This is a genomic window from Ruegeria sp. CE12 (genome assembly GCF_056537525.1).
Window position 1 is genome coordinate 54,332 of record NZ_JBQFRS010000003.1, and the last position, 24,483, is coordinate 78,814.

At 54.5% G+C, this 24,483-nt stretch carries 21 protein-coding genes; 9 read left to right on the plus strand and 12 right to left on the minus strand.

The window, feature by feature from the left end:
* The first annotated feature begins 41 nt into the window (after window positions 1–41).
* The 7 genes from ACR0IO_RS08950 (at window position 42) to ACR0IO_RS08980 (ending at window position 8,900) form a co-directional block, all read left to right on the plus strand.
* The gene (locus ACR0IO_RS08950) at window positions 42–1,343 is read left to right on the plus strand and encodes an ABC transporter substrate-binding protein (RefSeq protein WP_480740963.1); all 1,302 of its coding nucleotides are present in this window, start codon (window positions 42–44) and stop codon (window positions 1,341–1,343) included.
* Window positions 1,344–1,451: 108 nt separating this feature from the next.
* The gene (locus tag ACR0IO_RS08955; RefSeq protein WP_170331925.1) at window positions 1,452–2,318 is read left to right on the plus strand and encodes a carbohydrate ABC transporter permease; all 867 of its coding nucleotides are present in this window, start codon (window positions 1,452–1,454) and stop codon (window positions 2,316–2,318) included.
* 12 nt (window positions 2,319–2,330) lie between these two features.
* Window positions 2,331–3,161 (plus strand): carbohydrate ABC transporter permease, encoded by an 831-nt coding sequence (locus ACR0IO_RS08960; RefSeq protein WP_170331927.1) that lies wholly within the window; start codon window positions 2,331–2,333, stop codon window positions 3,159–3,161.
* A gap of 12 nt (window positions 3,162–3,173) precedes the next feature.
* Window positions 3,174–4,178: an ABC transporter ATP-binding protein gene (locus ACR0IO_RS08965; RefSeq protein ID WP_480740967.1), complete on the plus strand. Its 1,005-nt coding sequence runs from the start codon at window positions 3,174–3,176 to the stop codon at window positions 4,176–4,178.
* Entirely contained in the window at window positions 4,175–4,948 is a 774-nt protein-coding gene (locus ACR0IO_RS08970; RefSeq protein WP_480740969.1) for an L-iditol 2-dehydrogenase, read from the plus strand. The genes ACR0IO_RS08965 and ACR0IO_RS08970 overlap by 4 nt, the downstream gene beginning before the upstream one ends.
* Complete coding sequence (locus ACR0IO_RS08975; RefSeq protein WP_480740971.1) at window positions 4,948–6,459, plus strand: mannitol dehydrogenase family protein; 1,512 nt, start codon at window positions 4,948–4,950, stop codon at window positions 6,457–6,459. The genes ACR0IO_RS08970 and ACR0IO_RS08975 overlap by 1 nt, the downstream gene beginning before the upstream one ends.
* 614 nt (window positions 6,460–7,073) lie before the next feature.
* A complete protein-coding gene (locus ACR0IO_RS08980; protein WP_480740972.1) occupies window positions 7,074–8,900 on the plus strand; it encodes a BCCT family transporter in 1,827 nt (608 codons plus the stop codon).
* Between the two features lie 33 nt (window positions 8,901–8,933).
* Here the strand turns inward: ACR0IO_RS08980 and ACR0IO_RS08985 are convergent, their stop codons facing one another.
* A complete protein-coding gene (locus tag ACR0IO_RS08985) occupies window positions 8,934–9,584 on the minus strand; it encodes a TetR/AcrR family transcriptional regulator (RefSeq protein ID WP_480741639.1) in 651 nt (216 codons plus the stop codon).
* 122 nt (window positions 9,585–9,706) lie between these two features.
* Here ACR0IO_RS08985 and ACR0IO_RS08990 point away from each other — a divergent pair, with 122 nt between their 5' ends.
* Window positions 9,707–11,101: an aminotransferase gene (locus ACR0IO_RS08990; protein WP_480740976.1), complete on the plus strand. Its 1,395-nt coding sequence runs from the start codon at window positions 9,707–9,709 to the stop codon at window positions 11,099–11,101.
* A gap of 64 nt (window positions 11,102–11,165) precedes the next feature.
* Here ACR0IO_RS08990 and ACR0IO_RS08995 read toward each other — a convergent pair whose 3' ends face one another.
* The 7 genes from ACR0IO_RS08995 to ACR0IO_RS09025 all read right to left on the minus strand — a co-directional run bounded on the left by ACR0IO_RS08995 (window position 11,166) and on the right by ACR0IO_RS09025 (window position 19,977).
* On the minus strand, window positions 11,166–12,734 hold the full coding sequence (locus ACR0IO_RS08995; protein WP_480740978.1) for a trimethylamine methyltransferase family protein: 1,569 nt from the start codon (window positions 12,732–12,734) through the stop codon (window positions 11,166–11,168).
* 25 nt (window positions 12,735–12,759) lie between these two features.
* A complete protein-coding gene (locus ACR0IO_RS09000) occupies window positions 12,760–13,959 on the minus strand; it encodes an aromatic ring-hydroxylating oxygenase subunit alpha (protein WP_480740979.1) in 1,200 nt (399 codons plus the stop codon).
* A gap of 8 nt (window positions 13,960–13,967) precedes the next feature.
* Window positions 13,968–16,034, minus strand: a complete 2,067-nt coding sequence (locus ACR0IO_RS09005) for an oxidoreductase (protein WP_480740981.1) — start codon at window positions 16,032–16,034, stop codon at window positions 13,968–13,970.
* Window positions 16,035–16,127: 93 nt separating this feature from the next.
* On the minus strand, window positions 16,128–17,183 hold the full coding sequence (locus ACR0IO_RS09010; protein WP_480740983.1) for an ABC transporter substrate-binding protein: 1,056 nt from the start codon (window positions 17,181–17,183) through the stop codon (window positions 16,128–16,130).
* Window positions 17,184–17,201: 18 nt separating this feature from the next.
* Window positions 17,202–18,302: an ABC transporter ATP-binding protein gene (locus ACR0IO_RS09015; protein ID WP_480740985.1), complete on the minus strand. Its 1,101-nt coding sequence runs from the start codon at window positions 18,300–18,302 to the stop codon at window positions 17,202–17,204.
* A gap of 20 nt (window positions 18,303–18,322) precedes the next feature.
* A complete protein-coding gene (locus ACR0IO_RS09020) occupies window positions 18,323–19,117 on the minus strand; it encodes an ABC transporter permease (RefSeq protein ID WP_480740987.1) in 795 nt (264 codons plus the stop codon).
* On the minus strand, window positions 19,114–19,977 hold the full coding sequence (locus ACR0IO_RS09025) for an ABC transporter permease (RefSeq protein WP_170331949.1): 864 nt from the start codon (window positions 19,975–19,977) through the stop codon (window positions 19,114–19,116). Before ACR0IO_RS09025 ends, ACR0IO_RS09020 begins: the two co-directional genes overlap by 4 nt.
* A gap of 189 nt (window positions 19,978–20,166) precedes the next feature.
* Between ACR0IO_RS09025 and ACR0IO_RS09030 the strand changes: the two genes are divergently transcribed.
* Window positions 20,167–20,808: a TetR family transcriptional regulator C-terminal domain-containing protein gene (locus tag ACR0IO_RS09030; protein ID WP_480740990.1), complete on the plus strand. Its 642-nt coding sequence runs from the start codon at window positions 20,167–20,169 to the stop codon at window positions 20,806–20,808.
* Window positions 20,809–21,084: 276 nt separating this feature from the next.
* Here the strand turns inward: ACR0IO_RS09030 and ACR0IO_RS09035 are convergent, their stop codons facing one another.
* The 4 genes from ACR0IO_RS09035 to ACR0IO_RS09050 are packed head-to-tail and all read right to left on the minus strand — an operon-like array spanning window position 21,085 to window position 24,476.
* Window positions 21,085–21,840 carry an ABC transporter ATP-binding protein gene (locus tag ACR0IO_RS09035; protein ID WP_480740992.1) on the minus strand — a complete coding sequence of 252 codons (756 nt, stop codon included), beginning with the start codon at window positions 21,838–21,840 and terminating at the stop codon, window positions 21,085–21,087.
* Window positions 21,830–22,837 carry a FecCD family ABC transporter permease gene (locus ACR0IO_RS09040; RefSeq protein ID WP_480740994.1) on the minus strand — a complete coding sequence of 336 codons (1,008 nt, stop codon included), beginning with the start codon at window positions 22,835–22,837 and terminating at the stop codon, window positions 21,830–21,832. The genes ACR0IO_RS09035 and ACR0IO_RS09040 overlap by 11 nt, the downstream gene beginning before the upstream one ends.
* The gene (locus ACR0IO_RS09045) at window positions 22,838–23,770 is read right to left on the minus strand and encodes an ABC transporter substrate-binding protein (RefSeq protein WP_480740996.1); all 933 of its coding nucleotides are present in this window, start codon (window positions 23,768–23,770) and stop codon (window positions 22,838–22,840) included.
* On the minus strand, window positions 23,757–24,476 hold the full coding sequence (locus tag ACR0IO_RS09050; RefSeq protein ID WP_480740998.1) for a (2Fe-2S) ferredoxin domain-containing protein: 720 nt from the start codon (window positions 24,474–24,476) through the stop codon (window positions 23,757–23,759). The genes ACR0IO_RS09045 and ACR0IO_RS09050 overlap by 14 nt, the downstream gene beginning before the upstream one ends.
* Window positions 24,477–24,483 lie beyond the last annotated feature (7 nt).

Consider the following 24,483-nt stretch of genomic DNA (forward strand, 5'->3'; position numbering starts at 1 on the left):
CTAGGCTCTCTGCACGACATCCAAGCTCAGGGAGGACAGGGATGTATCTGAAGCACGCACTTCGTGCGGCGACTGCGTTGACTTTCGTCGCCACGGCAGCGGCCCATGCGCAATCCATCACCATCGCCACTGTGAACAACGGCGACATGATCCGGATGCAGGGCTATACAGACAAATTCACCGAAGCGACCGGCATTGATGTTGAGTGGGTGACACTGGAGGAAAACGTGCTGCGTCAGCGCGTGACCACCGACATCACCACCAAGGGCGGTCAGTTCGATATCATGACCATCGGCATGTACGAGACCCCGATCTGGGGCGCGAATGGCTGGCTGGTGCCGCTGGACGGCATGTCGGCTGAATACGACGTCGCCGATATTCTACCTGCAATGTCTGGCGGCCTGAGCCATGATGGAACGCTGTATGCAGCGCCGTTCTATGGCGAAAGCTCAATGATCATGTACCGCACCGACCTGATGGAAAAAGCCGGAATGGAGATGCCTGAGGCACCCTCCTGGCAGTTCATCAAAGAAGCGGCAGCCGCGATGACCGATCGTGACTCCGACATCAACGGCATCTGCCTGCGTGGTAAGGCCGGTTGGGGCGAAGGCGGCGCGTTTATCACCGCGATGTCAAACTCGTTCGGCGCCCGCTGGTTCGACGAAGACTGGAAGCCTCAGTTCGATCAGCCTGAATGGGCCGACACCTTGAACTTCTACGTTGAAATGATGGCAGAATCCGGCCCGGCCGGCTATGCTACCAACGGGTTTAACGAAAACTTGTCGCTGTTCCAGCAGGGCAAATGCGGCATGTGGATCGACGCCACTGTTGCGGCTTCGTTTGTGACCAACCCCGATGACTCGACTGTCGCGGACCATGTTGGATTTGCGCTGGCACCCGATACCGGATTGGGCAAGCGCTCCAATTGGCTTTGGGCATGGGCGCTGGCCATTCCCGCCGGTACACAGCAGGAAGACGCAGCCAAGCAGTTCATCGAGTGGGCGACATCAAAAGACTACATTGAGCTTGTCGCTGAAAACGAAGGCTGGGCAAACGTTCCACCAGGAGCACGTACATCTCTGTACGAGAATCCGGAATACCAGAAAGTCCCGTTTGCCAAGATGACACTGGACTCGATCCTGACAGCTGATCCGAACAATCCGACGGTCAAGCCCGTACCTTACGTTGGCATCCAGTTTGCAGCGATCCCGGAATTCGCAGGTATAGCGACCCAGGTCAGCCAAGAGTTCTCGGCAGTCTATGCCGGACAGCAAACGGTTGAGGAAGCACTTGCCAAAGCGCAGGCCTTCACCGCTGAAGAAATGGAAGCCGCAGGCTACTGAGATCTTCTCCCCAGCGGGTGGGCAGAGATCTGTCCCCCGCTCTCGACTTCCACAAATCACGTTTTTCTCGCAGGCTAGCGTTACGCCTGAACAGAGAGGTCTTGCATCATGGCAACCCAACATTCCCGATCCGTTGCTCGCCTGATGATGGCGCCCGCAGTTGTCCTGCTGCTTGGCTGGATGCTCGTCCCTCTGACCATGACCCTGTATTTCTCGTTCAAGAAGTATCTGCCACTGCGTGGCGGAGATCTGGGCTGGGTTGGGTTCGACAACTATGTTCGCTTCGTCTCGTCCAGTTCTTTCTGGCCTGCCGTACAAGCGACGCTGGTGATCGTGGGCGGAGTGCTGGTGATCACGGTTATTCTGGGTGTTTTGTTAGCCATGCTGCTGGATCAGCCGATGTGGGGCCAAGGTGTTGTACGCATCCTCGTCATCGCGCCGTTCTTCGTCATGCCGACAGTTTCCGCGCTGGTCTGGAAGAACATGTTCATGGATCCGGTGAACGGTTTGCTGGCCCATCTATGGCGTTTCTTTGGAGCCGAACCGATCTCATGGTTGTCAGAAGCTTCGATGACGTCGATCATTATCATCGTATCCTGGCAGTGGCTGCCCTTTGCGACCTTGATCCTGCTGACCGCGATCCAGTCTTTGGATAGTGAACAGTTGGAAGCCGCTGAAATGGACGGTGCGCCACCGCTGAAGCGCTTCTACCACATCATTCTGCCGCATCTCAGCCGCGCGATCACCATCGTGATCCTGATCCAGACGATCTTCCTTCTGTCGATCTTCGCCGAGATCTTTGTGACCACCGGCGGCGCATTCGGCACCCGTACACTCACCTATCTGATCTTCCAGCGCGTGCTGGAAAGCCAGAATGTCGGCCTTGGATCGGCCGGAGGTGTCTACGCAATCATCCTTGCCAATATCGTTGCCATCTTCCTGATGCGCATCGTCGGCAAGAATCTGGACGCGTGAGGAGGTAAGACCATGGCCCGCGCTGTCACAACCCGCCGCAAATCGCTGAACACCGTCCTTGCCTGGGCCGTTGGTCTGCTGATCTTTTTCCCGATCCTCTGGACCATCCTGACCAGCTTCAAGACCGAGGCGCAGGCGATCGCAAGCCCGCCGTTGTTCCTGAATTTTAACTGGACGCTTGAGAATTATGCCATCGTACAGGAGCGCTCGGACTATATGCGCTTCTTGTGGAATTCGGTTATCATTGCGGGTGGTTCAACTATACTTGGTGTGATTATCGCGGTGCCGGCCGCATGGGCGATGGCATTCGTGCCATCCAAACGCACCAAGGACATCCTGCTGTGGATGCTCTCGACAAAGATGCTTCCTGCTGTAGGTGTTCTCTACCCGATCTACCTGCTGTTCATCCGGCTAGGTCTGTTGGACACCCGTGGGGGATTGGTCGTGGTGCTGATGCTGATCAACCTGCCGATCATCGTCTGGATGCTCTACACGTACTTTCGCGAAATTCCGGGGGAGATTCTGGAAGCCGCGCGTATGGATGGGGCATCGCTGAAAGAAGAAATCCTATACGTGCTGACGCCGATGGCCGTTCCTGGCATTGCCTCGACCGTCCTGCTGAACTTCATCCTGGCGTGGAACGAGGCGTTCTGGACTCTCAACCTGACCGCAGTCGACGCGGCACCGCTAACCGCCTTTATCGCCAGCTATTCCAGCCCCGAGGGCCTGTTCTTTGCCAAGCTCAGCGCAGCATCGACAATGGCGATCGCTCCAATTCTGATCCTTGGCTGGTTCAGCCAGAAACAACTTGTCCGCGGCCTGACCTTCGGCGCTGTGAAATAAGGAAGACACTTCATGGGACGCATTCAACTCAAGTCCGTGACTAAAAGCTTCGGCGATGTAGAAGTCATTCCACCACTGGACCTAACAATTCAGGATGGCGAGTTCACCGTCTTTGTCGGCCCGTCAGGTTGTGGGAAATCTACGCTATTGCGCCTGATCGCAGGGCTGGAGGATATCACTTCGGGATCTATCGAGATCGACGGGGCAGATGCCACGGATGTACCGCCCGCAAAGCGCGGGCTTGCCATGGTATTCCAATCCTATGCACTTTATCCGCACATGACGGTCCGTAAGAACATCGCCTTTCCACTGCGTATGGCGAAGCTGGATCAGGCCGAAATCGATAAACGGGTCGAAGGTGCGGCGCAGGTCTTGAACCTGAGCGATTATCTGGATCGAAGACCCGGTCAACTATCTGGTGGTCAGCGCCAGCGTGTGGCCATCGGTCGTGCTATTGTGCGCGAGCCAGCCGCGTTCCTGTTCGACGAACCGCTGTCAAACCTTGATGCTGCTTTGCGAGTCGGGATGCGATTGGAAATCAGCGAACTACATGAACGTCTGGCGACCACCATGATCTACGTTACCCACGATCAGGTTGAAGCCATGACCATGGCTGACAAGATTGTGGTACTGCAGGCCGGCGTGATCGAACAGGTTGGCACCCCGCTGGAGCTGTATCGCACACCCCGGAACCTGTTTGTCGCCGGATTTATCGGGTCGCCGAAAATGAACTTTATCGAGGGTGAAGAGGCCGCGAAACATGGTGCCCATACAATCGGTGTGCGCCCCGAGCATATCGCGGTTTCTGACAGTGAGGGGGCATGGTCCGGCGTCGTTGGTGTATCGGAGCACCTCGGATCAGACACGTTCTTCCATATCCATGAAACTGGTCTGGCCGATACGATCACCGTCCGCGCAGATGGCGAAGTTGGGTTCCGCCACGGGGACCGCATTCATCTGACACCACGTACAGACGTGATCCACCGGTTTGACGCGAAAGGTTTGCGGATCGAATGACACGTCTGACAGGCAAAACCGCCCTGATCACTGGGGCCGCGCGAGGCATCGGGTTGGCCTTTGCCAAAACCTATGTGGCCGAGGGCGCTCGTGTCGCCATCGCCGATATCGACATCCAGCGCGCACAGGATGCGGCCGCCGAGATTGGTGAGGCTGCTATCGCCATCGAGATAGACGTGACCAAGCAGCAGAGCATAGACGAAGCTATCGCAAATACCGTCAGCCGTTTCGGTAACATCGACATTCTTATCAACAACGCAGCCATCTTCACTGCTGCACCAATCGTTGAGATTGATCGGGCCGACTACAACCGTGTGTTTGACATCAACGTCGCTGGCACGTTGTTCACGATGCAGGCCGTCGCTCGCCACATGATCGAACACGGAACCAAAGGCCGGATCATCAACATGGCCTCGCAGGCTGGACGAAGGGGAGAGCCTTTGGTCGCTGTATACTGCGCCAGTAAGGCTGCAATCATATCCCTGACTCAATCGGCAGGCCTGAATCTGATTTCTCATGGGATCAATGTGAACGCGATTGCCCCAGGCGTTGTTGATGGCGAGCACTGGGACGGCGTTGATGCGTTCTTCGCTGAGCACGAAGGCAAACCACTCGGACAGAAAAAACGGGAAGTGGCTGCTGCTGTCCCCTACGGTCGAATGGGCCGCGCCGAGGATCTGACCGGGATGGCGGTTTTTCTGGCTTCTGATGATGCCAAATACATCGTCGCGCAAACCTACAATGTCGATGGCGGAAATTGGATGAGCTGATGGGTCCTGTGGTGAACTCAAAATCTCCGGTTCGGCTGCGGCGCGATAGTTTTTCAGACCTGCCGCCGACTGTAACGACTCCGACCTATATGTCCTCAGACTTGTCACCCGGTATTGTCCATATCGGAGTTGGCAATTTTCACCGCGCGCATCAGGCTTGGTATATACACCAACTGATGCAGCAGGGTCTGGCTCATGATTGGGCGATCATCGGAGCAGGTGTGCGAGCCTATGACGCCGAGATGCGAGAGAGGCTGCTTGAGCAGGACTGTCTGACAACACTGATCGAACTGGATCCAAATGGGATATCCGCCGAGGTGATTGGTTCGATGACAGACTACCTGCCGATAGAGGAGGATAATGCCACGCTGATCCTCAGAATGGCCGATCCATCCATCCGAATTGTATCGCTAACCGTAACCGAGGGCGGGTATTATCTGGATGCCAACACTGGCGCTATCAACTTAGCTCATGAAGATATCCGTCATGACGCGGAAAACCCTAACCAGTCTCGCACAGTGTTTGGTGCTATTGTTGCGGCGCTTAGGCAGCGTCGGGCGAATGGGGCGAAACCGTTTACTGCTTTGAGTTGTGATAATCTTCAGGGCAACGGGGAGATTCTGCGAAACTGCGTTGTTGGGTTGGCACGTTTCTCAGACCCTGAACTGGCTGATTGGATTGACCAGAACGGAGCCTTCCCCAACTCGATGGTAGATTGCATTGTGCCCGCAACGACTGATCAAGTGGTCTCGCAATGTGATGCACTTGGCATCGATGACCGTGCCCCGGTCTCGCACGAGAACTTTCGCCAATGGGTGATCGAGGATGATTTCAGCGCAGGGCGGCCGCGGCTCGAACAGGTTGGAGTAACCCTGACCGACGATGTTCATAGCTATGAGACTATGAAACTGCGCATTTTGAATGGGGGTCACCAACTGCTCGCCAATGTCGGGGAAATACTGAATGTCCCGACGATTGCAGACTGTATGCAGGACCAGGATATCGTAGCATTTTTCAGGAAAGTTCAGACTGAAGAAATATTGCCTCATGTCGAAGCCGTCCCTGGAACCTCGGCGGAGCAATACCTAGGGTTGGTTGAGAAGCGATTTGCAAACACAGCGATTCACGACACGACTCGCAGGGTCGCGTTCGACGGATCCGCGCGTCATCCAGGTTTTCTAATTCCGTCGCTGCGCGATGCACTTGAGGCGGGCTCTTCGGTAAATGGGCTCGCGTTGGCCGAAGCGTTCTGGTGCCGGATGTGCGCAGGTGTTCGTGAAGATGGTTCTGAAATCGCTCCCAACGACCCCCAATGGGAGAGCTTGCGAAAAGCAGCGTTGGCATCGAAAACTGACCCAGAGCTTTGGCTCGAGCAGCGCCGATATTACGGAGATTTTTGCCGTAGCACACAATTTTCCGCTGCCTTTGCGTCCTGGCTGACCGCAATATGGCAAAATGGCAGCCGGGTAGTCATCGCTGATTATGCCCCTAACCGCCTGAAATCACGATAATCAAATATGCAAAGCGCAATCAATCATGGGTTCATCCAACGTATTCGACAATCAAAACAATAAAGTTCTCGGCCACAACCAATGCGCTTGTAGTAGGCCTTTGCATACCGACCACTGAGCTTGTTCTCAGCGCTACAAGCACCTGGCACACCTAAACCGGCCATTCGCACCGTGAGCAATGACCATTGGGGACCAAACAACAAAGTCTCATAACAACGCGAGCGTTTCTGTCCGATACAATTTTGCCAAGGCCACATCAGAGTTGCCTCCGTTTGCTTTTACCAGCCTCAAACCGCTACTGGAACTTCCTGGAAATCGATCCTCTTAAATTCTGGCAATTGCGAGGATCGGCCCAGGGACTTTCCTTCGTGCATATCTCTCAGGCTTCACTCTTGGGGTTGCGCCGACCAAATTTCGAATTGTTCCGAGCGCCATCCAATCAATGATCATTTAGATACGATCTGTTGCGTGTGGCGGGCCAAGTTCATGGCGGTGGAAAACTTGGCAAATCAGGTCTATTCTTTGGGTATTATAAAAATCGCGCGCGCTCGTGATGGATAAGGCCCGACAGCGCCAAGTGCGAAGCAGTCAATCTATGAGAGACCGGCAAAAACATGGCGCTTGAGGACCCCTTCACAGACCTCAAAATAGAAACGCAACGAGCTGGATTTTATAAAGGATACAGCTTGCCGATTGCATTGGTGAGCAAGTTTTCGGTTTCGCTGCTGGTGCTTTGGGCACTGGTGTGGCCATTGTCAGCAAACGATACATTGCGATCGTGGAAGTCCGGCTTGCTGGCCGAATTCAATACCTTCTACAACCTTTCGGTCGGCCTGTTTGTAGTTTTCCTTTTACTTGTCGCGCTCATTCCTGCAACCGGGCGAAAGCGGCTCGGAGCCGAAGGAGATATGCCCGAATTCTCGAACTTCTCCTGGTTTTCAATGATGTTTGGTGCGGGTCTTGGCGTGGGTCTTATGGTTTATGCAACCGCTGAACCGCTTGGGCTGTGGGAAACCAATCCATTGACTGTATCCGGGTCAGTCACACCCAAGAGCGAAGAAGCGATTGAAGGAGCTTACCGCTACACGTTTTTGCACACCGGTTTTCACGCATGGGCAATATATGTGGTCACCGGTTTGAGCCTTGCCTACTACGCCTATACCCGCGGAATGCCTCTGACTATCCGCACCGCACTGACTCCGTTGCTCGGAGAGTATTCCAACGGTTTTGCAGGTCATGTGATCGATATACTCGGCGTCGTGGCGACGATACTCGGCGTGGCGGTAACCATCGGCTATGGCGTTTCGCAACTGGTGGACGGAGCCTTTCTGATTACCGGCGCGAGTTGGCTCGTGGAAAATCCGCTAACTACAATGAAACCCTCGACCGCCGGCCTGATCACGGCGTTGTTGGTGGTCATGATCATGTCGACACTGTCTGCCGTCTCTGGCGTGGGACGCGGTGTCAAATACCTGTCGAATATTAACCTCTTGTTGTCTTTGGTTTTGTTGGCCGTATTCATTGTTTTTGGCTCATTTGGATTTGCCGCAACAACCTACGCTGCGGCTCTGGTCGACTACATCAAAAACTTCATCCCAATGAGCTTTCAAGCCTACCGCCCGATTTCGGAGGTTGAGTTTGCATCAGTATTACCGGCTGAGGTGGCCCCATTTGTCGGAGAGTTATTCGCTGGTGCCACAGATGCCTGGGGAACGAAGGCAGCCTTTCTTGAAGGTCTGAGCAACGATGCCGCTGCTCTTTCCGACGCGGCCAAAGCTGCGGCTTACGACGCGGGCACGCAAGGACGATTGTTTGAATGGCAAGCCGGATGGACAACTTTTTACTGGGCTTGGTGGATCGCGTTTTCACCCTTCGTGGGTCTTTTTCTGGCGCGTATCTCTAAGGGCCGAACAGTGCGCGAGTTCATTTTTGGCGCGGTCATTGCGCCATCGCTGGTTTGCTTCGCGTGGATGGCCATTCTGGGCGGTGCCGCCATCGATATGGAGCTAAATGGGGATGCGAATGGGGCAATCCTTGCCGCATCGACGACATCGAAACTGTTTGTTACGCTGGGTGAAATGATCTCGGGCAACTTTCTCACGGTCATGAGTGTCATGTGTGTGCTGTTGACAATGACATTTCTGGTTACGTCAGCCGACTCTGGCATCCTAGTGATGAACACGATCATGTCCGGTGGGTCTGAAGACACCGGCTTGATTCATCGTATTATCTGGGGTGTTCTTCTGACCCTTGTCATTGGAACTTTGCTTATCGCGGGCGGCGGCGGACTAGAGGCTTTGACCAATTCGATGATCATTGGCGCGCTACCGTTCAGCGTTGTGTTGCTGCTCATGTGCGTCTCTCTGGCCAAAGCGATGATCAACGACCTGCGTCGGCTGAACTACGAGGCGCAATCAGAGGGGTCGCCGGGCTCACAATAGCCCGTGGTTAGTCCTTGAGACTTCCGGTTTAGTTCATCCAAGGATCGACCGGATTTCAAAGTGTTTTGGAAACACTGACTGCAGTACAAACAGGCAGATTTTCAAAGCCTCCTCGGGATTGAAAATCTCAGAGTGCAAATGATAGTCGGTCCAGAGCCCTTCCAACAAAGCAATCAATGCGTCTGTTGCAAGTTTAGCGTCGACGTCCTCGTATTCACCGTCGCGCTTTATTTGCTCCAACAGCTCCAGGATCACCGTGCGGAAGCGTTTATCTCGCGAGTCGATAAATGGAAATATGTGGGGGTTCGATAGCGCTTCGGCCCGGAACGAAAACCAGATCGCAACGTCCCGCGCATTTAGGACCAACGGGTCGAAATCAGCCTTTAAGATAGAAATCAATTTCTCAGTAGGGCCCAACTCTGGATTATCAGCGATTGCCTTCCACTGTCCCGCATAGCGCGCCGATAGCTCCTCTGCTACCGCAAGCAGCAGCTTCTCTTTCGAGCCAAAGTGCAGGTTCACCATTCCCCGCGACAACCCTGACAGCTCCTGGATTCTTGCCGAAGTTGTCCCGCGAATTCCGTATTTATGGATGGCGTCTGCTGCCGCCTGGATCAGCTGCTTTCGGTTCTGCAGCTTGCTCAGATCTCGGGCATTGGTTGGGATATCGGGCTCGGCAGAAATGTCAGTTTCCTTTGGTGATGTACTTGCCTTTTGCTTTTCGCATCTAGCGAAGCAGGAGTTCAAGGATTGACATTGAATGAATGTTTGTTCATTTTGTGAATTGTGTTACATTGTGGTGCCGCATGACCCTTTTGAACTCGGACTTTCAGTCTGTACGTGACTGGGACAACAGACATTTCCTGCATCCATGGGAGGGGATGTCGTACCTAGGCCAAAATGAACGAACCTTTGCCGAAAGCGGTCGTGGTATCTACGTCGTGACGGAGGACGGCAATCGCCTGATAGATGGACCTGCAGGCATGTGGTGCGTTCAATTGGGTTATGGAAACACCGAGATTGCCGATGCGATGGCCCAACAGGCGAAAGAGATGGCGTATTTCTCGCCTTTCAATAACGCAAACTCAGCGCCGGCCAGGCTAGCACATGAGATTGCCAAACGAACGCCGGGCGACCTGAACCATGTGTTTTTCACAACTGGCGGCTCTACTGCAGTGGATAGCGCGTTAAGGTTTGTGCAGTTCCGCAATAACGTGCTGGGAAAACCTGAAAAGAAAATCGTGATCTCACGCCAAAAAGCGTATCACGGTTCGACGTATTTGGCCGCCTCGGTATCTGGCAAAGAGCGCGACAAAGGGTGGTTGGATCAGGCAAGCCATCTGGTGCGATTCCTGCCGAACGTAAACCCGTATATACGCAATCCAGCTCAGACGGTTGATGACTTTCTGAACGAGAAAGTTGCTGATCTAGAGAACACGATCCTGCAGACCGGGGCAGACAAGGTCGCTGCTTTCATCGCCGAACCAATCCTGTGTTCGGGTGGGGTCATTGTACCTCCGAAAGGGTATCACCAGCGTTGTCTTGAAATCTGTCGGAAGTACGATGTCCTGTATATCTCAGACGAGGTCGTGACCGGATTTGGGCGGCTTGGACATTGGTTCGCATCTGAAGATGTCTTTGGAATTCAACCCGATATCATTACCTGCGCCAAGGGGATGACGTCTGGCTATGTCCCCATGGGGGCCTGTATTATCTCTGACCGTCTGATTGCAGATGTGAGCGGAGAAAACGCACAGGACGCTACGTTTTCAAACGGTTTCACCTATTCAGGCCACCCAGTAAGCGCAGCTGCAGGTTTGAAGACCATCGAAATCATGGAGCGTGACGGCGTTCTGGAGCATGTCCGCGCGATCACGCCGCTGTTCGAAGAGCGTCTTCAAGCTCTGTCAAACTTACCGCTGGTCGGCGACGTCCGTGGTATGGGTCTGGTTGGCTGCGTTGAGTGCGTTGCGGACGCTGAGGCGGACAACCTTTTGGATCTGGATAAATCCGTTGGCGCATTGATTGATCGGCATTGTCAGGAGAACGGGCTGATCTTGCGGCCGATCATCAATATGTGTGTGTTTTCTCCGCCGCTGATCATCAAGGAAGCCGAGTTGAATCAGATGTTTGACATCCTTGAAAAAGGCATCCGGCTGGCAACCGAAGACCTGACGCGCCAAGGCGCATTCACAAACTAGAGACGTTGTTGAAGCCGCTTCGCAACCTTATTCGTTGCGAAGCCTTTCCTTTGCACGGCAACTTTTACTCAGCGCGCATCGCTTCACGCGGCAATTTGATCGGGAACCTGGACCGAACCTCTTCATCCATCTTGCTGCCAAAGTAATTCGGATAGTGATTGGATAGGATATCGTCCACAACGGACCGGCTCCGCTCGAACATGTCCTGACGACCGGCCTTCTCCCAGGTGTCGGTCAGTTCTCGGTCCATGAGGGTTGGATAGACGTACTCGGTTTCCATGTATTGCAAGGTCTGCGCGTTACCGAGGAAATGGCCCGGGTCGATTGCACATTCATGGATAACGTCAACCGAAAGCGTGTCATCGCTCACCTCAATCCCGCGAAGCGTTCGCGAGATCATGCCCGCAGCCTCGTTGTCGATGACCATTGACTCAAAGCTACAGCCCATCAGGCTGCCAAGCATCCCGCCAAATTCGCAGAGCCGGTTGGCCCCCGCATGAGCCGCCAAAGCGAAAGTTAACGCCTTTTCCAGACCATACTGTGCATCAGGTATCTTGGAATCCGTCATGCCGCATCCGACGCTGGTCGGTAGGTTGTAAAAATTGCCCATCTGGATCGCCGCCGCCGAGATCAACGCCTGCTCACCACTGCCACCTGTAAATGAACCAGTGCGCAGGTCAGTAATAAATGGCCAGGCTGCAAAGACCACCGGAGTCCCCGGATTGATCAGGTTGGCGATGGCGACACAAGACAGGGTCTCGGCCACAGCTTGCGCCAGAGTACCAGCCAACGGCGCAGGAGATGTCGCCCCTGCCTGTGGCGGAACGGCCAGATCGCAGACAAGGCCCATCTTTGCCGTATCAATCAGAATTTCCAGATTTTCGCGCCCGAATCGAAGCGGTGAGACGATGGGACAGCCTCCAAAAATCACAGAGGGCTTTTCAAGGAACTTGCCCTCCCCACCCGATGCCAGATCGAACAGATGAATAGCGTCTTTAATATGCTCACGCGTGCGGAATGTCAGACAGGATGGTTTCTCACTGCCCGCAAGAATGGCATAGAGCATGCTCATGTCATGCTCGTAGTCCTGAGGCACATCCGTTGCCAGAACCGTATCACCGGTCATGTGAATGTTGTCGAGCCGGTCAACCAGACGAGTGAAATCGTAGATGTCCTTGAGGGTTGATGGTCGGTAACTGCGCGTTTCCGCGTCAAACGTTGTCACTGCCGTGCCGGAGTTTGCGTAATACACCTTGTCCTTGGTGCAGTGCATGTCGTCCTTACCAGCTCGCGATCCGCGTGCATGGACATAAAATTCGCTGGCGGCCTTGGCCAACAGGTCTTCCATCAATGCCCGAGGAAAGCACAACCTGCCATGCTCATTCACTATCGCCCCTTTGGGCAACACGAGATCAAGAACTTCCGGCGTGGGATCCCCTACCCCAGTACGTTCCAATATGCTGAGGGCAGCCTCGTGAATGCGCGACATGTCCGCGTCTGAAAGTGGCCTGTATCGCCCACCAGAAATGCCCGGCCAGATTGCTTGCGAGGCGGCGTTACTGTTCCGCACTGCGGCTCGTGCTTCGCGCCCGCCCCCGCGCCGTCGTGATCTGCGCTGAGTTAACTCTGTCATGTTTAGTCTCCGAATTCTGAGCGTGTCAGATCATGCTGAAATAGTTGCGATAGAAACCGGGAATGCTCCATTCCATCTCGGACAGCGGTCCCGGGACGAAATGGTATGAATTCACGCCTTCCTGATTGTGCCGGATGATCCGTTCGTCATCGAGCGATGTGACATGCCAGAGCCACGTCAGCGCATCCTTATCATAATCCCGACCCTCTTCTGCGTCGCCGCGCACGTACCAGACGATCTGAATATCCGTTTCCTGCAGGGCACGCGGGATGAACCGATACCCAACCACGTGATCTGCGTAGACGAGGAAATAGTTGAGCGTCCCGATCCCCAAATCGGTGGCGCCGCCATCGTGACCTTTCAGTTCACCCAATGGCGGTGACAAGGGTGCGCCATCTTTACTGCCTGTCGAATAGCCGGGGAACAGCGGGTAGCGCCGCCAATAAACATCAGCTCCTGGCGCGACCGCGTTTTCTCCGGTCAGGTCCAGCTCCTCAGAAGGTATTCCAGCTTCTTCCATCCGCTCATGAAGCGCCCCGCTGAACTCCAGAACCTGCGCAGGGTCTTTCAGGGAGTGGCTGCGTGAATAATCCTGATGTGACGGCGCGCAGTGGTAGCATTCCAGATAGTTCTCAAGGGCCAGTTTCCAGTTCGCTGGAACCGGGTATGACGCCTCATGCGCGACCTTCAGGTTTTCAAAATCGAACGGCTTTGAAAGCGGAGACAGCCTCTCCAAGGCAGTATCCAGCGGCGGGGCGTTTTCAGCCGCGCAAACAAAAATCAGGCCCTGGAAGATCTTTACTTGAACTGGGAACAAACCGTACTGGCCTGGGTCAAAATCCGGCCCCATTGACCGCCCGTTTCGCAGTTTGCCGTTCAGGTCAAAGGTCCACGCGTGATAGGGGCAAATGAAATTGCGCGCTTTGCCTTTCTGTTCAATGCAAACGCGCGATCCCCGGTGGCGACACACGTTCTGATGCGCGCGCACTTCACCCTCGCGATCCCGAACAATGATCACGGACTCTGGCCCGTAGTCGAAAAGAAAATAATCACCCGGTTCAGCGACCTGGCTGACATGGCCGACCCAGATCCAGTTGCGGTTCCAGAATGTACTGATATCGTTTTCGTATACCGCCTGCGACGTATAGAAATAACGCGGTAAGGCGAACCCTTCCCGCTGCGCTTCCATCAAGTCGCGCATTACTTGCAAGTCATCCTTTGGCATAGCGCACCTCACACAGGTTCAAGGGAAACGAGTTCCCGGCGGAAAAATTCGCGGTCGATAGCGACCGCATCGCGTTCGAAGTTCCGGGCAGCCATGTGACCCGAATATACTGCGTCCGCGATCAAGCCGGGGTTTGCGGCATCTCCGATCAATTCCAACGTAGTCAGCGGGTTGTCGGCCAAGCTTCGCAGCTCATCGTAAAGGGTGGTTTCGCGCGCGCGCTGCGTCACTAAGACCACAGAACCACATCCTTTGGTCTGTTCTCGTCCTGTGTAGACACATTGCAAAGTCGCCTGACTCGGCGTCACTCGGTCCAAGGTATGAGACAGAACCAGTCGAACGCCTTTTTGCAGCAGGCTACGTTGTACTCTGGCTTGTTCCAACGTCAGTTCAGTAAACGGCGAAACCAATGAGGCCGGGGTTACAAAGACGACCTCACGTCCAGCCTGGGCCAAATGATCCGCCAATACGCCACCGAGGTAGGCCTGATCATCATCATAGATCAAAATTGGACCGCCCTCCGGCATTACCCCTGACATGATGTCATCCGGAGTAAAAATCTGAGACCCGGAACCAACTGATATGCCCTGAAACGCAGACTTCCCGCGGCCATCTCGCCGCCACGATGCACCAGTTGCCACAAACACATTCGGAATGCCCAGCTCGACAACCTCGTTTGCTGACAAACGACTGTCGGTGAACAGCTGCACGTTCCCGCGTTGCTGAAGGTCAAAAACCCTGTGATCAGTAACGCGTTTCCACGCGGATAGCCCGGTCAGGCTGGATTCTTGCAACACACGCCCGCCAAGCTCTTGCTTAGTTTCCGCCAGAGTTACCTCATATCCCCGGCGCGCCAGTTGCATGGCGCATTCAAGCCCCGCGGGACCACTGCCAACAACAAGCGCGGTTTCCTCTTTCCCCCGGCTTTCTATGATCTCAGGATGCCAATTCCGCCGCCACTCTTCGCCCATCGTCGGATTTTGGGTGCACCGGATGGGGACACCCAAAGAGTCGGATGAAACGCAGATATTGCAGCCGATGCACTCTCGGATTTCTTCGATGCGACCTTCCTTGATTTTGTTGGGAAGAAACGGGTCAGCAATGGATGGTCGCGCCGCGCCGATAAAATCAAGAATGCCTTTTTTGACCAATGACACCATCAAATCCGGAGAGGTAAGGCGCCCGACGCCCACCACTGGCTTGGAAGTCACCTGTTTGACGAATTCGATGTATGAGGTTTGAAATCCGTCTCGAGGTTCAAAGCGGGTCGTTGCGGAGTCATTGCTCCAATCCGCGACGTTTACATCCCAGAGATCTGGCAGTTCTGCCAGCAATTCGACGACGGCACGACCTTCTTCCTGCGCTTGCATCCCATCGGGCCCGAGCATTTCATCAACCGCAAACCGAAGAGCTATGGCACAATCATCTCCGACTTCTTCTTTGGTCTCTTCAAGAAGTTCTCGTGTTAGCCGCACTCGGTTCTCTAACGAGCCGCCGTATTCATCCGTCCGGTCATTGAACTGCGGCAGCAGAAAGTGATGCGGCAGGGTCATGTGATGGCCGGCATAGACATACACAATGTCAAAACCCGCCTCACGTGATCGTCGTGCTGCCGCGCGGTGCCACATACGGAACTCGCGAATATCAGACTTGTCCATAGCCCGAGCCTGTTTGGGATACGCGGTCTGCAGGGCGAGTTCTGATGGTGCCAACAGGGGCGCCCGGCTCAGGTGGTTTTGGGCATGATGACCATTATGCGCCAGTTCAATCGCCGCCAATGACCCTTTCTCGTGTACTGCTTCTGTCATCAGGCGCAGCGCCGGAACGTCCCGCTCATCCCAAATCCGGTTTTCAGCGTAAGGGGACAGGTCAGACGTAGGGTGAATCTCCGTCTCTTGATTAGACACAACAGCCCAACCACCTTCGGCCTTCATCGCCCGCATGGCCGCTTCGGCCTGAGGTCGTAAATGCCCCAAACCGTTGCAGTGGGGAACCTGATAGAACCGGTTTCGGGCCGTCACTGGCCCGATCTGAACCGGTTCGAAGAGAACAGAGTATCCGTCAGCGCCTGACATTGCCGCGCATCCTCCAGAAATTCGGAAATCGTTTCGAGGGAATGGAAGAAACTCTGCGCTCCCACCATTCCCGGTTTTGTCGTTAAGGTGCCCTTAGAAGCCCGCTTTGATACGTTCGAATTCTTTCAGCATCTTGGCTTCCAGCTCGGGGTTTACCGCGTCAAAGAAGAGGCTTCCTTCAAAGAAGCTGTCCACGTCTGAAAACCCATAGGTTTCGATTAGTGCCGGATCGGCCTGCGCAAACGCATCCTCATTGGCGTGAGCGTATCCCCAGCTTTCGATGATGTACTTGCCGCTGGCAGCCGAACTCAGTGCGTTCAACATGTCATAGACCTGTTCATCCGACTGTTTGGCAGATTTCAGATGCACATAGCCGCAAACCCAGGTGGCGATGCCCTTGTCAACATCACGCATCATAACTGCGGGGGTTTCGTTCCAGATCAGGTTCAGCTCCGATTGGTTCCAACCCCAACCGAGTGTCACTTCTCCACTGGCAATTGCCTGATCCAGCTGCCCTGCGTCAGACCAATAAAAGCGCACATTTGGATGAATCGCGCGTAGGTAGTCTGCGGCTTTCTGGAATTCTTTATCGCTCATATCCGTGTAGCTGGAAGCACCGGTCGCCAGTGCGGCCATGGCAAACGCGCTGGAGGCGGCGTCCGGAATAGCAACCTTGCCCTGATAGGCTGGATCCATCAGCAATTGCAGCGATACATCGTCAGCCGAGATCATATCGGTGCGATAGATAAGGCCGGTGTTGCCCCATTCGAAAGGCACCATGTAGGTCTGCCCGTCGATTGTGATGCCATCGACCTCTTTGATCTTGGGCATCAGCTTGTCCCAATTCTCCAGCTTACTGGTGTCGATCGGCTTGATCATGTCTGCCGCCACCCATTTCCTGAGGGCGTCCGTGCAGGGGTGGGCCAAATCGGCTTCAAACCCGGACTGAAGCTTGGTGAACGCTTCTTCTACGCTGCCGAAATAAGTGTAGCTGGGCGGGCCGCCGTACTTTTCGACATAGTCGCCGTAAAAGCCCTGATCCTCATATCCCGACCAGTCAAAAACGGTCAGATCAGCTGCGTTGGCCAAAGCCTGGCTGGCCGTAAAGGTGGCAACCACTGCTGCCGTAAGTGATGCTGTTTTATTCATTTGTCTCCTCCCACAGATTCATGACTCACGTTTACCCAGATCGATCACCGAGGCGCTTTGAACGCCAAGCCAGACGGTATCGCCCCGGCTGTGATCGACTGTGTGAAAGTAGTTCGGTACTGCGACGGCGATGCTGTCCTTCAGACCATCGACACGCACATAGTAGTGGACGCTCTCACCATAGAAGGCGACGTCCGACACCTCGCCCTGAACAAGAGCATCGTAGCCATCCGGTTTATCTGCGCTGATCTCCAATTGCTCGGGCCGAACGCCGACAAGAAGTTTCCTGTCATGCATCTGAACGTTTGGATTCACCCCAATCGTCATCTGCCCAAACCCCTGAACAGTTACCTCCAGCGTTTCAGAATTTTCAGCCGTTACCTCGGCATCCAGAAAGTTCATCCCGCCGATGAAAGACGCCACCTCCCGGTTGCACGGTTGGGAATACAGAACTTCGGGCTTGTCGACCTGCTTGAGTTGCCCAGCAAACATGACACCTATGCGATCGGACATGGTCATCGCCTCGTATTGGTCATGAGTGACCATGACGAAAGTAATTCCAAGCTTTTGCTGCAGACGGCGCATTTCCAGCTGCATGGCTTCGCGCAAGTTCTTGTCCAGCGCGGAAAGAGGCTCATCCAACAGCAGCACTTTCGGCCGCATAACCAACGCACGAGCGAGCGCCACGCGTTGACGCTGACCGCCCGACAACTCATTGGCCTTGCGGTCCTGCAAGCCTCCAAGCTCGACCATCTCAAGCGCTTCGGCAACGCGCTCCTTGATTTCCTTGCGCGAGAGCTTTGTCTTGCGCAAACCGAACCCGACATTGTCGCCAACATTCAGGTGAGGAAAGATCGCGTAACTTTGAAACACCATATTGGTGGGGCGTTTGTTGGCAGGCACCTCGCCCATTATGCGCCCATCAATCCGGATCTCCCCTTCTTCGTGATCCTGAAACCCTGCGATGATACGGAGAGCCGTAGTCTTGCCGCAGCCCGACGGCCCAAGCAGCGAAAAAAACTCACCCTCTTTCAAGGTTAGGTTCAGATCAGACACAGCCACAAAGGACCCAAAGCGTTTTTCAACACCCTGAATTTCGATGATGTTCTGTTCGCTCATCTTGTTCATTTCCTTTGGCTTCAATCCGAGGACTGGGTGGAACGGCGGCGGAAATACTCGGCAATCAACAGCAGCAGGACCGAGGACATCAGAAGCAGAGACCCCAATGCCAACGTGTTGGGCAGTTTTGCCGGGAAGCGGATCTGGCTCCAGATATAGACCGGCAGCGTCGGGCTGTTTCCGGACAGGAAAAAGGCCAGAACGAATTCGTCAAACGACACGGTAAAGGTGACCAGAAGGCTGGCGATTATGCCGGGTGCAACAATGGGCAGAGTGACCCGCCGAAACGTACCCACAACGCTTTCTCCAAGGTCAAAGGCGGCCTCTTCCAACGACTGGTCGAAATCATCAAAGGCGGATTTCATGATCGATACAGCGAAGGGCAAGGCCACAAATACATGGCCTAGTATAACGGTGGTCAGAGAGGGCTTCAGTCCAATGCTGATGAACAAAACCAGCATTGAGCTGGCGACAATGATGCCGGGAATGACCAGCGGAAGCATGACCAATCCTTCAGACACTTCCCGCCCCTTGAACCGATACCGGACATAGGCACGCGCTGCGAACAGACCCAGCGAAGTTGCCATAACAGCGGTTACGCTGCCGACGATCAGCGAGTTTACCATCGCCTGCAGCAGCGTATCCTGCTGTCCAAGTTGCGCGTACCACTTCAACGTGAACCCCTTGAGAGGGAAGGCCACAATAGTTCCATCGTTGAACGAAAACAGCGGCAGTAGCAGCACTGGCAGATAGAGGAACACCAAATACGCAACAGCATAAACAAGAAGCCAGGGAAACCTGATAACTTTGGTCATCTGATCCTCCTGCCCAGTGCCGTGACGATGACCACAAAAAGGATTGCCACACAGCCCACAGACAACATCGCCAGAAGTGAAAGAGTTGCACCGAGTGGCCAGTCATTAGCCGCGCCAAACTGCACCTGTATCAGGTTCGCGACCATCTTGCCTTGTGAGCCACCGACCAGAGCCGGAGTGACGTAGTCCCCAACCGTGGGTATGAAGATTATTAAACATGCTGCAATGACCCCCGGCACGGTCAAAGGCAGCGTCACGCGGACAAACCGCTCCAATTTACTGCAACCCAGATCAGTGGCCGCTTCCAGCAGGCTCCGATCAATCTTTTGCAAAGAAACGTAAATTGGCAGGATCGCAAACGGTGCCCATGCATGTGCTAGGGTGAGAACCACGGCAAACTCATTATACAGAAGAAAAGTCAGTGGCTCCTGAATCAGGCCCAGAGAAATCAGGGCCGAATTCATCACACCATTAAAGCCGAGGATCAGTTTCCAGCTGAATACGCGCAGCAGATAGCTGCTCCAGAACGGAATGGTGATCAGCAAAAGCCACAGCGTTTTCTTCTGCGTCCTGAACGCTATGAAATAGGCGATAGGATACGCCAAACAAACCGTTGCAAGCGTCACAGCACCCGCAATGACTATTGAACGGATCATCAGGTGGCGCACCAGCGGATCAGTAAGTGCTTCCTGATAATTTGCCCAGGTCAGCGTTCGATCAATTTCAACGTAGTTTTGCGTCCAAAAACTATAGGCAACCAAAATGCAAAGCGGGACGGCAACCAGCAAGCCAACGTAAAGCGTCGCAGGCGCGCTTAGTGCAAGGCCTTTGCCCGTCTCACTTCTTATGACTCCAGCCATGCTTCCCTGCTGACTTAACTTTCGGTGGCGCGGTGATCTCGATCACAAAATGGACAATCGTCCATTTAAATCTGGAGTTTTCAGGTAAGCTGTGTCAACTGATATTTTCACAAGCGGCACTGGCCAAACTGCCAAGAGACGCTAGAACGCGCTGCAAGAGGCTGAAAACAAACAAGATCACCGGAAGAAATGACTGGAAAACGCCAACAGATACGTGAACGAAATCGCCTTACTCTTATCGAGGCCGTGCTCGACTCAGTTGCGGAAAAAGGAATCTCCGAGACGTCAGTCAGCGAAATTATTCAACGCGCCGACCTGTCCCGCGGCATGATCCACCTACATTTTGGCGGCAAGGACAACCTTGTTGACGAGGCTGCCCGGCACTCGTCCGAGCAGTATTACAACGGTATATATGCCCTGCTGGAAACAACCGGACAAACGGGTCAAGAACACATTGAGATGATCGTCAGAGGAGACTTAAGTGAAGCCATCCTCAACAAAAAGAACGTTTCAATTTGGTACGCATTTCGCGGGGAAGCCCGAAACAGAGCAGCGATAGCAGCCTTTTCAGATACACGCGATGCAAAGCTTCGGAATCTGGTCTTCAATGCATTCGCGCGAATTGCGAAAGAAGCCGAAATCGAACATGCCAATCAGGTTGCACGGGATGCAACCCACGGCACACTCGCCATGTTGGAAGGCATGTGGACCGACTATCTGCTCCACCCGGATTCATTTGATCGCACCGAGGCAATGAGAATTGTTTTTCGATTTCTGCAGGCAATGTTCCCCAAACACTTTGACCTAAGCGGTGCCCTCTTACTTGAGTGAGATTTGGGACCAGTTTCCTAACAGGCGCTTAGGAAGTGGATAATCTCCATCTTTAAATCAACACGATGACAGCATCGTACGCGCGCACGAAATTCATTTGAACCGACAGCAATGGGCAACTTTTTCGTCACGCCGAGCCGGTCTCGTTCCGATCCCGATGAAGCGGTTTGTGTTTCACACCCAGTTGCCCCACCTCTCATCGAGATAAACCTTCATATCAAAATCGGGACCTTTCTGACCCAACCCGGTCTGCTTCAATGATGAGCAAACTAACAACTACCTCATCACCGGACCATTGATCACCAAAGACTGCATGTTGAGATGTGCGTCGACCAAAAAATGCTCCATCAGGTTCTGGCGTGACAGGACATCTGCCGGTTTTCCTTGGTCGACGATGATTCCGTTGCTCATCAAATGCACATGATCGCAATATCGTGCCACTAAATTCAAATCATGCAGGGTCATAAGAACCGTCCGGCCTCGCCGTTTAACCTCGTTCAACAGCACCAATTGGTAGTGGAGATCAAGATGGTTGGTCGGCTCATCCAGAATGTAGATTTCCGGGTCACAGGCCAGCAACTGAGCAAAGTAACACCGCTGAAGTTCTCCGCCAGACAGGCGATCGGCAGGCTGGTTCCGCTTTTGGATTAGCCCCACCAGCTTAAGTGCTTCATCTCTGCATAGAACCAGATCAACTCCGTCCAGGCCAAGAGCGGACAGACCAATTTCAATGATATCCGATGGGGTCAACCCGGCCAGCAAACCAGAGCTTTGCACCAACGCACCGCATTTCCGCGCCCATTCGTGATAGGCATAGTCTTCAATATCGCGACCATCTGCAGCGATTTCACCTGCTGCAGGGCACTCAGCGCGGTAGATCGTACGAAGAACAGTGGTCTTACCCGCCCCGTTAGGACCAAGCAAACAATGCACCTCTCCTTTGGGGACGGCCAGAGAAACGCCCTGAACATATGGCCTGCCACCGACGTCAACCGACAGGTTGCGGATATCGAGTGCGGGATCAGACTGCACGGCGCAACCCTCTCAGTATCAGGATAAAAGGCGGTGCCGCAAACAGCGCCAGGAGCACACCAAGCGGCAGTTCCTCGGGCGCCAGCAGGGTTCTACATAGAAGGTCGACAGCAATCAAAACAATCGCCCCCAGCACCATCGACAGGGGTAGTAGAACCTTGTGCCGCGCACCAACCAACAGCCGCGCCATATGTGGCACAATCAGGCCGATAAAGCCGACGATACCGGCGACGGAAACCGCCAAACCGGTCAGCACAACCGTTGCCACGAATATCATGACACGCAGACGCCCTGTGCGAATTCCCAGTGCCTGAGCGCGCTCTTCCCCCAACAAGGTCGCGTCCAGAGCATTTGCGCGCATCAGGAACATGCCAGCAATCACCACAAGTGCCAGCGCAAGCAAGGGCAACTCTCGCCACTCTGTGCCCGCCGCCGTACCCATGAGCCAGCCCAGAGCGTTACGGGTAACATGTGGGTCCCCAATATATAGGAAAAAGGCCGTCACCGACTGGAACATCAGCGAGACTGCAACGCCCGCCAGTATAACAATCAGCGGATCAAGCTGACGCCCACGTTGCTGAGACAGTCCAAGCGTCATCAGAAACGCCAGCGCTGCACCTGAAAACGCGATCAGGGGGACACCGACGGTTTCGGTCACTTCGGACGGCAACCAGATGATCGCCGCGACCGCTGCCGCAGAAGCACCGGATGACAGACCCATCAGATAGGGGTCTGCCATCGGGTTGCGCAGGGCCGTTTGCATCAAAGCGCCAGCAAGGGCGAGCCCGGCCCCGATCAGTCCAACTGCCAATACGCGCGGGATGCGCCACTGCCACACAATCAGGGACAGCCCCCGCGGGGCATCCTCATTGCGCATCAGAATGGCTACACGATCCGACCAGCTTATGTCGGCTGTCCCCCACAGAATGCCCGCAATGGCGACAAGCACCATTACGACCATAGCCGTGGGAAACAGGACCAGGAACCGGGATTGCATTTACTCGAGTTCCGCCAGTTGGGCGTTCAGGTTCTCAACACCATCGGCAAAACGCATCCCGAGAAGGGTTTCAGAGAACGGAACTGTGACGAAGCGACCCTCTTTAACAGCGGTCAATTCGGACAAGACCGGATCGCTTTCCATATAAGCACGCTTTTCGTCCGCCGAAGACCAGCCCGCGTCGATCAGCAGGATCACATCGGGGTCTGCCTCGACCACGCGTTCCCATGCCAGATCGACCCATGTGCCTTCGACATCGTCACTGATGCTTTTCAGCCCGGCGGTTCTTGCGACCAAAGCAGGCCCTCCGCAGCAACCGATCGAGTAAGGTGTCTCATCGCCACTGTCGTAGATAAACGCCGTACGGCCAGCCCCTTCCGGGTCAGTCTGAACCGCCTCGATACGCACACGGGTCTCAGCGATCAGCTTGCCCGCGCGATCTTCAACATCGAAAATCTGCCCGATCTTTTCGATGTCGTTCAGGATCGGTTCGATGGTCAAAGGTACATCCTTCGGATGCGCTTCCTTGCAGGATGCGTCAACCAGGTAGGTACCGATTGCCAGATCATGCCATTTCTGCGCTGATCCAAGATTGTCTTCGGAAAATGCGGACCCAAAACCCGCGAACAGAAAATCCGGCTCATTGGCCAGTACCACCTCTCCAGCCGGGTATTTCTCGGCCAGGACCGGGACGGACTCAAACGCCGCTTTCCACTGGGCTGGCATTTCATCGTCCAGATAAGCGGTACCAACCATCGAACCTTCAAGCCCAAGCGCCAGCATCACTTCGGTCGCTTGCTGGTTCAGGGTAATCGCCCGTGTTGGCGCCTTGTCGAAGGTGTAATCGATCCCGCAGCTTTGTACGGTGACCGGATCGGCCTGGGCTGTAGCCGCGACAAATCCAAGCGGCATGATGAATTTAAGCAGGTTCATGGGTATCTCCTGTTTGATGAATAAGCAGTGATCGAGGAGTGGTTCCGGCGCAAAGCGCCTGAGAAACAAAGGTCCGGATGTCGTCCAGGCTCTCCACGCGATACCAATCGCCGTGTGGATAGTGGACGATCACTGGCCCGGCATTACTGGGAAACAGGCAGCCGGTTGTGGTCACCAGACATTCAGAACTTTTACCTGCATGGCCGATTTCTTTTTTGAGCGCATCCACCAGATTGGGGGCGTCTTTCAGGTGACATCGCGGGCCTGCACAAACGAGTAGATGGTGGCGAAAGGCAGGAGGGCTGTCCCACCCTTTGCCGAGCTCACCGGAAGGTTTCGGCCTAATCGGTTTCAGCAGAACATCTGCATTTGCGGCAGCCCGAATGACGTCTGAATCCATTTGCAGCGGTTTGGCGAAGAACAGCTTGGGTGTGTTTTTTGTCCGCCTGTGCAACCAGCTTGCTGCCGCATTTGGCAACCAGTTTTCGAGGCTCTGGGAAAACGGCAAGCCAATTGGACGCAACTCGATGCGCTTGGCTCCCTGCTCCGTGAGATCATCTAGAGCATGCCAAAGCCCATCACCGGATGCCTCCAACCTGACAGCGCGGGCTTCTGTAGGCGCGGCCTCAATCAGAGCGTTTGCAAGGTGGCAGAACCGGGATTGGCTGACGTAATTTGCCGAAATCAAATAGATAAATGCGTCCATCTCTGCC

What these genes read in the sequence shown, in the direction of transcription:
- ACR0IO_RS08950 (WP_480740963.1), top strand. Translation starts at nt 42, where the DNA reads ATGTATCTGAAGCACGCACTTCGTGCGGCGACTGCGTTGACTTTCGTC.
- ACR0IO_RS08955 (WP_170331925.1), top strand. Translation starts at nt 1,452, where the DNA reads ATGGCAACCCAACATTCCCGATCCGTTGCTCGCCTGATGATGGCGCCC.
- ACR0IO_RS08960 (WP_170331927.1), top strand. Translation starts at nt 2,331, where the DNA reads ATGGCCCGCGCTGTCACAACCCGCCGCAAATCGCTGAACACCGTCCTT.
- ACR0IO_RS08965 (WP_480740967.1), top strand. Translation starts at nt 3,174, where the DNA reads ATGGGACGCATTCAACTCAAGTCCGTGACTAAAAGCTTCGGCGATGTA.
- ACR0IO_RS08970 (WP_480740969.1), top strand. Translation starts at nt 4,175, where the DNA reads ATGACACGTCTGACAGGCAAAACCGCCCTGATCACTGGGGCCGCGCGA.
- ACR0IO_RS08975 (WP_480740971.1), top strand. Translation starts at nt 4,948, where the DNA reads ATGGGTCCTGTGGTGAACTCAAAATCTCCGGTTCGGCTGCGGCGCGAT.
- ACR0IO_RS08980 (WP_480740972.1), top strand. Translation starts at nt 7,074, where the DNA reads ATGGCGCTTGAGGACCCCTTCACAGACCTCAAAATAGAAACGCAACGA.
- ACR0IO_RS08990 (WP_480740976.1), top strand. Translation starts at nt 9,707, where the DNA reads ATGACCCTTTTGAACTCGGACTTTCAGTCTGTACGTGACTGGGACAAC.
- ACR0IO_RS08995 (WP_480740978.1), bottom strand. Translation starts at nt 12,734, where the DNA reads ATGACAGAGTTAACTCAGCGCAGATCACGACGGCGCGGGGGCGGGCGC.
- ACR0IO_RS09000 (WP_480740979.1), bottom strand. Translation starts at nt 13,959, where the DNA reads ATGCCAAAGGATGACTTGCAAGTAATGCGCGACTTGATGGAAGCGCAG.
- ACR0IO_RS09005 (WP_480740981.1), bottom strand. Translation starts at nt 16,034, where the DNA reads ATGTCAGGCGCTGACGGATACTCTGTTCTCTTCGAACCGGTTCAGATC.
- ACR0IO_RS09010 (WP_480740983.1), bottom strand. Translation starts at nt 17,183, where the DNA reads ATGAATAAAACAGCATCACTTACGGCAGCAGTGGTTGCCACCTTTACG.
- ACR0IO_RS09015 (WP_480740985.1), bottom strand. Translation starts at nt 18,302, where the DNA reads ATGAGCGAACAGAACATCATCGAAATTCAGGGTGTTGAAAAACGCTTT.
- ACR0IO_RS09020 (WP_480740987.1), bottom strand. Translation starts at nt 19,117, where the DNA reads ATGACCAAAGTTATCAGGTTTCCCTGGCTTCTTGTTTATGCTGTTGCG.
- ACR0IO_RS09025 (WP_170331949.1), bottom strand. Translation starts at nt 19,977, where the DNA reads ATGGCTGGAGTCATAAGAAGTGAGACGGGCAAAGGCCTTGCACTAAGC.
- ACR0IO_RS09030 (WP_480740990.1), top strand. Translation starts at nt 20,167, where the DNA reads ATGACTGGAAAACGCCAACAGATACGTGAACGAAATCGCCTTACTCTT.
- ACR0IO_RS09040 (WP_480740994.1), bottom strand. Translation starts at nt 22,837, where the DNA reads ATGCAATCCCGGTTCCTGGTCCTGTTTCCCACGGCTATGGTCGTAATG.
- ACR0IO_RS09045 (WP_480740996.1), bottom strand. Translation starts at nt 23,770, where the DNA reads ATGAACCTGCTTAAATTCATCATGCCGCTTGGATTTGTCGCGGCTACA.
- ACR0IO_RS09050 (WP_480740998.1), bottom strand. Translation starts at nt 24,476, where the DNA reads ATGGACGCATTTATCTATTTGATTTCGGCAAATTACGTCAGCCAATCC.